Origin of the sequence: Methylobacterium trifolii, from assembly GCF_022179685.1 — a bacterium.
GTDB classification, from domain to species: domain Bacteria; phylum Pseudomonadota; class Alphaproteobacteria; order Rhizobiales; family Beijerinckiaceae; genus Methylobacterium; species Methylobacterium trifolii.
Window position 1 is genome coordinate 1 of sequence record NZ_BPRB01000192.1, and the last position, 7,376, is coordinate 7,376.

Genomic DNA, 7,376 nt, shown 5'->3' on the forward strand with positions numbered 1-7,376 from the left:
GCGTTCGTCGCCTTCGACCCCATCGGGGTGACACTTCGCGCGAAACCCTCAGTGCGCGGCTCGGCACGGCCCTTGCGGGCGATTCCGCGGTCTGTAACGTCCGCCGCACCAGGAGCACGCCGCCCGTAGAGGCGGAGACGAGAAGGGAGACGCCTATGGCCGATTCGATCGGGATCGCACCGTCCAGTCTGGACGATGCCGCGGACCGCCGCCGCCGGATCATGGCGATCGTCGGCTCCTCGTCGGGCAACCTGGTAGAGTGGTACGACTTCTACTGCTACGCCTTCTTCGCCCTCTACTTCGCCCCGGCCTTCTTCCCGAAAGGCGATGCCACCAGCCAACTCCTGCAGACGGCCGGCATCTTCGCGGTGGGCTTCTTCATGCGCCCCGTCGGCGGCTGGCTGTTCGGGCGCATCGCCGACCGCGTCGGCCGGCGCGCTTCGATGATCATCTCGGTGCTGATGATGTGCGCGGGCTCCCTCTGCATCGGCATCCTGCCGACCTACGAGACCGTGGGCACCCTGGCCCCCGTCCTGCTGTTGCTCGCCCGCATGCTCCAGGGCCTCTCGGTCGGCGGCGAGTACGGCACCAGCGCCACCTACATGAGCGAGGTGGCGATCAAGGGCCAGCGCGGCTTCTTCGCCTCGTTCCAGTACGTCACGCTGATTGGCGGCCAGCTCATGGCCTCCCTGGTCCTGGTCATCATGCAATACCTGATGACGGCCCAGCAGATCTCGGCCTACGGCTGGCGCATCCCGTTCTTCATCGGCGCCGGCCTCGCGGTGGTCGCCCTCTACCTGCGGCGCTCGCTGGCCGAGACCAAGGAAGGCGGCGACAAGGAGGAGGCTGGCACCTTCTCTGCCCTGTTCAAGCACTGGCGCGCGTTCTGCGTGGTGCTCGCCTATACGGCCGGCGGTTCCCTGAGCTTCTACACCTTCACGACCTACATGCAGAAGTATCTCGTCAATACCGCGCACATGGAGAAGACCTCGGCCGCGCAGGTGATGACGCTGGTGCTTCTGGTCTACATGGCGATCCAGCCGATCTTCGGGGCGCTCTCGGACCGGATCGGCCGCAAGGCCAACATGATTCTCTACAGCGGGCTGGGCACACTGATGGTGGTGCCGCTGATGACCTTCCTGGGCAAGAACCAGGACCCCTACCTCGCCTTCGCGGTCATCACCCTGGGGCTTGCGGTCATCAGCTTCTACACCGGCATCAGCGGCATCGTGAAAGCCGAGCTGTTTCCGGCCAACGTGCGGGCGCTCGGCGTCGGTCTCTCCTACGCGCTCGCCAACGCGACCTTCGGCGGCACCGCCGAATTCGTCGCCCTCTGGTTCAAGGACGCCGGGATGGAGAGCACCTTCTTCTGGTACGTGACCGTGATGCTGGCGATCGCCTTCGTCGCCTCGCTGATCATGCCCAACCCGAAGGTGCACGGCTTCCTCGACGGCCAGGGCACCGTCGAGGAGGCCCTGGGCGCCAAGCCGCGGCTGGCCCACGCCTGAGGCCCGGAACCTCTCCCTCCCCCTCTGCGGGGGAGGGAAAGCAAGAAACTATTTGATGACGGCGCAGGCGATCCGGTCGCCGGCGCCGCCGATCGGCTGGGTGGCGTGGTCGTCCTCCTTGGCGTGGATGATCAGTGCCGAGCCGTCCCCGTCCTTGAGGCCGCCCTCGCCGGTCAGCGGCGTCTCGCTGGAGACCTCCGCGTTCACCGAGCCGTCGGCTGCGGCGTAGACGTTGGGCAGGTCGCCCTCGTCCGGGCCGTCCGGGTTGAGCAGGCCGTGCTTGCTCTGGTCGTGGTTCACGTGGGCCTTGGAGTTCAGGAACTTGGCCGTGTCCGAGCAGTCGCCGACCGCGTGGAAGTGGATGCCGTGCCAGCCGGGCGGCAGGCCGCCGGGGGAGATCGCCAGCCGCAGGACCAGGGAATTGGCCCCGTCGCGGATCGTCAGCCTGCCGATGCCCTCCCCCTTGGTGTTCTTGATCTCGCTCTCGTAGGTCTGCGGCGCGGCCGGCGTTGCACCCGGCGCAGGTTCCTGCGCCAGGGCGGCCGTCGCCCCCGGCGCGATCCCGGCCAGCAGCGCGAGCAAGGGCACGATGCGTCTCATATGATGGCTCTCCTCTCCACGCCGGGTTAGGTAGGCCGCGGGCTGCCCCTTCGACAGGGCGGCTCGGACGCCTCCCGCGTCCCCCACCCCCTTGACTGTCTTTGAGGACGATGACGCGAGACCGGCTCAGGGCCGACCGATTCCTGGTGGAGCACGGCCATTTCGAGAGCCGGGCGCGGGCGCAGGCGGCCATCGCCGCCGGGCTCGTGCGCGCCGACGGCCGCGCGGTGGCCCGTGCGTCCGAACCGATCGCGCCCGGCGCGCGGATCGAGGCGCAGGCGCCCCACCCCTACGTCTCCCGCGGCGGCCTGAAGCTCGAAGCGGCGCTGGATGCCTTCGGCATCGACCCGCTCGGGCGCCCCTGCCTGGACGTGGGCGCCTCCACCGGTGGCTTCACCGACGTGCTGCTGCGGCGCGGGGCGGCCCATGTCCACGCGGTGGACGTGGGCCGGGGCCAGCTTCATCCGCGCCTCTCCGCGGACCCGCGCGTGACCGGCCTGGAGGGCACGGACATCCGCGGCCTCGCCCCGTCCGTCTTCGCCCGGCCCTTTGGGCTCGCCAGCGTCGACGTCAGCTTCATCTCCCTCCGCCTCGTCCTGCCGCCCTTGCGCGCCCTGCTGGCGCCAGGGGCGGATCTAGCCGCCCTGGTCAAGCCGCAATTCGAGGCCGGCCGTGCGCGCGTAGGCCGCGGCGGCCTCGTGCGCGACCCGGCCATCCACGCCGAGATCTGTGCCGGCATCCGCGATTGCATGGCCGGCCTCGGCTTCATCCTCCTCGGCCTGATCCCCTCCCCCGTGCCCGGCGGAGACGGCAACGCCGAATTCCTGATCGGCGCCCACCTGCCATGAACCTCTTGCCATGACCGAGACCGTCACCATCGCCAGCCTCGGAGGCCGCGGCGACGGCATCGCGCAGGACGGCACCGCGATCGCCTTCGCCCTGCCCGGCGAGCGCGTCGCCATCCATCGTACGGGCAATCGCGGCGACCTTGTCGCGGTCGAGACCCCCTCGCCCGACCGAATCGCGCCGTTTTGCCCGCATTTCACCCGTTGCGGCGGCTGCAGCACCCAGCACCTCGCGCCCGGACCCTACGCCGCCTGGAAGCGCGGCCTCGTCGCCCAGGCCCTCGACCAGGCCGGCCTCGACCTCGCCCCCGAGCCCCTGGTGGACGCGCATGGGGCGGGCCGCCGCCGCATCACCCTGCACGTCCGCCACGTCGCGGGCCAGGCCGAGGCCGGGCTGATGGCAGCCCGCAGCCACGACCTCGTCCCGATCGAGCACTGCCCGATCACGGTGCCGGCCCTGCACCGGGCCCCGGCCGTCGCCCGTGCGCTCAGCGCCCCCCTCGGCCACGGCCGCAAGCCCCTGGACGTGGCGGTGACGGCCACCGATTCCGGCCTCGACGTTGACCTGCGCGGCCACGGCCCCGTGGAGGCCGGGGTGCGGGCCGCCCTGGTGCGGCTTGCCGGCGAACTCGGCCTCGCCCGGCTCTCCCTGCACGGGGACCTCGTGATGGAGACGGGCGCCGTCACCGTCCCCTCAGGCGACGGCAGGCTCTATCCCGCCCCCGGCGGTTTCCTCCAGGCGACGGAAGCCGGCGAGGCCGCCCTGACGGGGCTGGTGGCGGCTGCCTTCGCGCGCAAGGCCAAGCGGGTGGCGGACCTGTTCTCGGGTTGCGGGCCCTTCACCCTGGCCATGGCGCGCACCAGCGAGGTCCACGCCGTCGAGGCGGAGGCCGCGGCGCTCACCGGCCTCGACCGGGTGTTCCGGAGCACGCACGGCCTGCGGCGCGTCACCACCGAGGCGCGCGACCTATTCCGCCGCCCGCTATTGGCTCACGACCTCAACGCCTACGACGCTGTGGTCTACGATCCACCGCGGGCCGGCGCCCAGGCGCAGGTCCGGCAGATCGCCGAATCCCGCGTGCCGCTCGCTGTCGGCGTCGCCTGCGATCCGGGCACCTTCGCGCGCGACGCCGCCACGCTCACGGCTGCAGGCTACCGGCTGGAGCGCGTCACGCCCGTGGACCAGTTCGTCTTCTCCAGCCACGTCGAGATGGTGGGGGTGTTCCGCCGGGAGGCGGTTCCCCGTCGCCGCTAGAGCCTACTCCGCGGGCGGGCGGGCCGCCTCGCGGAACGGGTGGGCGGGGTAGACCCCGATCACCTTCAGCTCGCGGGAGAAGTATTCGAGTTCCTCGAGCGCACGGGCCAGCCCCGGATCGCCCGGATGGCCGTCGACCTCGGCGTAGAACTGGGTGGCGGTGAACTGGCCCTCAAGCATGTAGCTCTCGAGCTTGGACATGTTGACGCCGTTGGTGGCGAAGCCCCCGAGCGCCTTGTAGAGGGCGGCCGGGATGTTGCGCACGCGGAAGACGAAGCTCGTCACCATCGGGCCCTCGCCTGGCTCCACGGGCACGGCTTCGGGTTGGAAGACTACGAAGCGGGTGGTGTTGTGGGCCTCGTCCTCCACGTCGCGGGCCAGGATTTCAAGGCCGTAGACCGCGGCCGCCATCGCCGGCGCAAGGGCCGCCCGGCTCGGATCGCCGGCTTCCGCCACCTCGCGGGCCGCGCCCGCCGTGTCGCCGGCCACCACCGCCTTCACCCCGAGGCGCCGGATCAGGCGGCGGCACTGGCCGAGGGCGTGGATGTGGCTGTGCACGCTCCGGATGGCCGCGATGGGGGTGCCGGGCAACGCCATGAGCTGGAAGTGGATCGGCAGGAAGTGCTCGGCCACGATGCGCAGGGGCGAGGCCGGGATCAGGTGGTGGATGTCGGCCACCCGCCCCGCGATCGAGTTCTCGATCGGGATCATGGCGCGCCCCGCCCGCCCCTCGGCCACGGCGGCGAAGGCGTCCTCGAAGGTGGCGCAGGGCAGCGGCGTCCAGTCCGGGTAGGCCTCCGCGCAGATGATGTGCGAGTTGGCCCCGGGCTCGCCCTGGTAGCTGATGATGTTTTCGGTCGTCATCGACTCGTTCGATTCCAGAGGGCCGCCGGCCCCGCGTGCCCGACTGCGCGGGCGGCTAGTTCAGGCGGCGGGCCGTCAGGAGCGCGCGGGCGCGTTCCAGGTCGGCGGGGGTGTCGACGCCCAGCGGCAGGTCGTCGACGATCATGGCGTCGATGCGCATCCCCGCCTCCAGGGCGCGCAGCTGCTCCAGCTTCTCGCGGGTCTCCAGGGTGCCGGGGGGCAGCGCCATGAAGCGGGCGAGCGCCGTGCGGCGATAGGCGTAGAGGCCGATATGGTGGAACAGCGGCCCCTCCCCCCAGGGGGCGCGGGCGCGGGTGAAGTAGAGCGCCCGCAACCGCTGCGGTCCCACCGGGTGGCCGACCAGCTTGACCACGTTGGGGTCGTCGGCCTCCTCCGAGCGCGTGATGGCCGCGCAGAGGGTGGCGATGTCGACGGAGCGGTCGGCAAGCGGCGCCACCGCGGCGCCGATGATGCGGGGATCGATGGTGGGCAGGTCGCCCTGCACGTTGACGACCACGTCGTGGTGCCCCTCCGGGTCGACGATCTCCAGGGCCTCGGCCAGCCGGTCGGAGCCGGAGGGGTGGTCGGCCCGCGTCATCACCGCCACGCCGCCCACGGCCTCTACGGCCTGCGCGATCGCGGGCGTGTCGGTGGCGACCACGACGGGGCCGATCCCCGCCTCCACCGCCCGGCGCCAGACGTGCACGATCATCGCCTCGCCGGCGATCTCGGCGAGCGGCTTGTTCGGCAGGCGGGTGGCGGCGAGCCGCGCGGGGATGAGCACCAGGGGGTCGGACATCGGGGCGTTTTTACGTGTGCGCGGCGCGCTGCTCCGGCCGCGGCCGGTGCTTAACAGGCCCCTCCCCCGTTGTCATGGTTGCGGACTCGGCTGGGGACTTGGCTGGGGACTCGGCCGGGAAGCGGGCTCTGCGACCAAGCGGTCGGCCGATCCGGCATTGTCAAGGTCGGGCCTGAGCGGCTAATGCACCCTCGAAGTCTTCCAATGTCCGGCGTCCCGCCCCGCCGGTCGCTGTCCTGCGCTGGCGCCCGCCGCAGCGCGACCGGAGTCGTGAGAGAATGGATTCGTTCGAGCTGAACAAGGTGGCCGGCGCTGTCCTCGGCGCCCTGCTGTTCGCGGCCGGATCGGGATTCGTGGCCGAACTCATCTATCACCCCAAGCCCGCCGGGAATGCCGGCTACGACCTGCCGGAGCCCCAGGCCGAGACGGCCGCGCCGGAGGCCGCCAAGGTCGAGCCGATCGCCGTGCGGCTGGCCAGCGCCAGCGCCGAGAAGGGCCAGGGCGGCACCAAGGCCTGCCAGGCCTGCCACAGCTTCGAGAAGGGCGGCCCCAACAAGGTCGGCCCCGACCTCTACGACGTGGTCGAGCGCAAGAAGGCCGGCCACGAGGGCTTCGAGTACTCCGCTGGCCTGAAGGAGAAGGGCGGCACCTGGACCTACGACGACCTCGACCAGTTCCTGACCAGCCCGAAGGCCTACGTGAAGGGCACCAAGATGGCGTTTGCCGGCATCGCCGCCCCGCAGGAGCGCGCCAACGTCATCGCCTACCTGCGCACCCTCTCCGAGAGCCCCAAGCCCCTGCCGGCGGCCGAGAAGGCGGATGCCAAGCCCGCGGACGCCAAGCCTGCGGATGCCAAGCCCGCCGATGCCAAGCCGGCCGATGCGAAACCGGCAGACGCCAAGCCCGCGGACAAGCCCACCTCCGAGAAGCCGGCGGCCGGCAAGGCGTCCGAGGGCAAGGACAGCCCGGCCAAGCCCGCCGACGCCAAGGCGGAGGACGCCAAACCGGTGACGGAGAAGCCGGCCGGCAGCCCGAAGGCCGACCAGAGCGGCGAGAACCGCAACGCCGTCGCCCCCAAGGCCGCGCCCGAGAGCAGCGGCCCGACCTCGACCTCCGACGCCAAGCCCGCGCCCGCCGCCCCCCCGGGCCCGGCCGCGACGGAGCCGCCGGCCAAGGCCGACCCCGCTGCCGACGACAAGGCGAAGGAGCTCGAAGGCGGTAAGGACACGGGCAAGGATACCGGCAAGCCGCAGTGACCTCCGGGACTTCCCGAAACGAGAGGGGCCGGGCGTGAGCCCGGCCTGTCTCGTTTGGGCCAGTGGATACACACGTCGCCCGAGGCCCGGTAAGTCACTGTCCCGGAACGCGTCTCCCCTCCCCCGCAGAGGCTACCGTATTCACACATCTCGCGAGGAGGGGTGACGAGGCCCGGGTCCCCTCTCCCGTGCGATAGGGGCAGGGTGAGGGATGCAACCTCTTCGGAGAAACCTGGGACCCTCACCCCA

At 71.4% G+C, this 7,376-nt stretch carries 7 protein-coding genes; 4 read left to right on the plus strand and 3 right to left on the minus strand.

Annotated elements, in window-relative coordinates:
• Window positions 1–155: 155 nt before the first annotated feature.
• Window positions 156–1,508: an MFS family transporter gene (locus tag COGEMETH_RS16670; protein ID WP_238183723.1), complete on the plus strand. Its 1,353-nt coding sequence runs from the start codon at window positions 156–158 to the stop codon at window positions 1,506–1,508.
• Between the two features lie 48 nt (window positions 1,509–1,556).
• On the opposite strand, the gene COGEMETH_RS16675 is transcribed toward COGEMETH_RS16670, so the two are convergent.
• Window positions 1,557–2,108, minus strand: a complete 552-nt coding sequence (locus COGEMETH_RS16675; RefSeq protein ID WP_238183724.1) for a superoxide dismutase family protein — start codon at window positions 2,106–2,108, stop codon at window positions 1,557–1,559.
• A gap of 110 nt (window positions 2,109–2,218) precedes the next feature.
• Between COGEMETH_RS16675 and COGEMETH_RS16680 the strand changes: the two genes are divergently transcribed.
• Together COGEMETH_RS16680 and COGEMETH_RS16685 are read left to right on the plus strand one after the other, a co-directional pair.
• The gene (locus COGEMETH_RS16680) at window positions 2,219–2,956 is read left to right on the plus strand and encodes a TlyA family RNA methyltransferase (protein WP_238183725.1); all 738 of its coding nucleotides are present in this window, start codon (window positions 2,219–2,221) and stop codon (window positions 2,954–2,956) included.
• Between the two features lie 10 nt (window positions 2,957–2,966).
• Window positions 2,967–4,208 (plus strand): class I SAM-dependent RNA methyltransferase, encoded by a 1,242-nt coding sequence (locus COGEMETH_RS16685; protein WP_238183726.1) that lies wholly within the window; start codon window positions 2,967–2,969, stop codon window positions 4,206–4,208.
• A gap of 3 nt (window positions 4,209–4,211) precedes the next feature.
• Here COGEMETH_RS16685 and COGEMETH_RS16690 read toward each other — a convergent pair whose 3' ends face one another.
• Window positions 4,212–5,072 (minus strand): prephenate dehydratase, encoded by an 861-nt coding sequence (locus tag COGEMETH_RS16690; protein ID WP_238183727.1) that lies wholly within the window; start codon window positions 5,070–5,072, stop codon window positions 4,212–4,214.
• A 55-nt stretch (window positions 5,073–5,127) separates the two neighbouring features.
• Window positions 5,128–5,871 carry a 3-deoxy-manno-octulosonate cytidylyltransferase gene (locus COGEMETH_RS16695; RefSeq protein ID WP_238183728.1) on the minus strand — a complete coding sequence of 248 codons (744 nt, stop codon included), beginning with the start codon at window positions 5,869–5,871 and terminating at the stop codon, window positions 5,128–5,130.
• Window positions 5,872–6,149: 278 nt separating this feature from the next.
• Between COGEMETH_RS16695 and COGEMETH_RS16700 the strand changes: the two genes are divergently transcribed.
• Window positions 6,150–7,127, plus strand: coding sequence for a c-type cytochrome (locus COGEMETH_RS16700; RefSeq protein WP_238183729.1), 978 nt, complete (start codon window positions 6,150–6,152; stop codon window positions 7,125–7,127).
• The last annotated feature ends 249 nt before the right edge of the window (window positions 7,128–7,376 follow it).

Excerpts from the sequence above, each read along its gene's own strand:
- COGEMETH_RS16670 (WP_238183723.1), top strand. The coding sequence starts at position 156 with ATGGCCGATTCGATCGGGATCGCACCGTCCAGTCTGGACGATGCCGCG.
- COGEMETH_RS16675 (WP_238183724.1), bottom strand. The coding sequence starts at position 2,108 with ATGAGACGCATCGTGCCCTTGCTCGCGCTGCTGGCCGGGATCGCGCCG.
- COGEMETH_RS16680 (WP_238183725.1), top strand. The coding sequence starts at position 2,219 with ATGACGCGAGACCGGCTCAGGGCCGACCGATTCCTGGTGGAGCACGGC.
- COGEMETH_RS16685 (WP_238183726.1), top strand. The coding sequence starts at position 2,967 with ATGACCGAGACCGTCACCATCGCCAGCCTCGGAGGCCGCGGCGACGGC.
- COGEMETH_RS16690 (WP_238183727.1), bottom strand. The coding sequence starts at position 5,072 with ATGACGACCGAAAACATCATCAGCTACCAGGGCGAGCCCGGGGCCAAC.
- COGEMETH_RS16695 (WP_238183728.1), bottom strand. The coding sequence starts at position 5,871 with ATGTCCGACCCCCTGGTGCTCATCCCCGCGCGGCTCGCCGCCACCCGC.
- COGEMETH_RS16700 (WP_238183729.1), top strand. The coding sequence starts at position 6,150 with ATGGATTCGTTCGAGCTGAACAAGGTGGCCGGCGCTGTCCTCGGCGCC.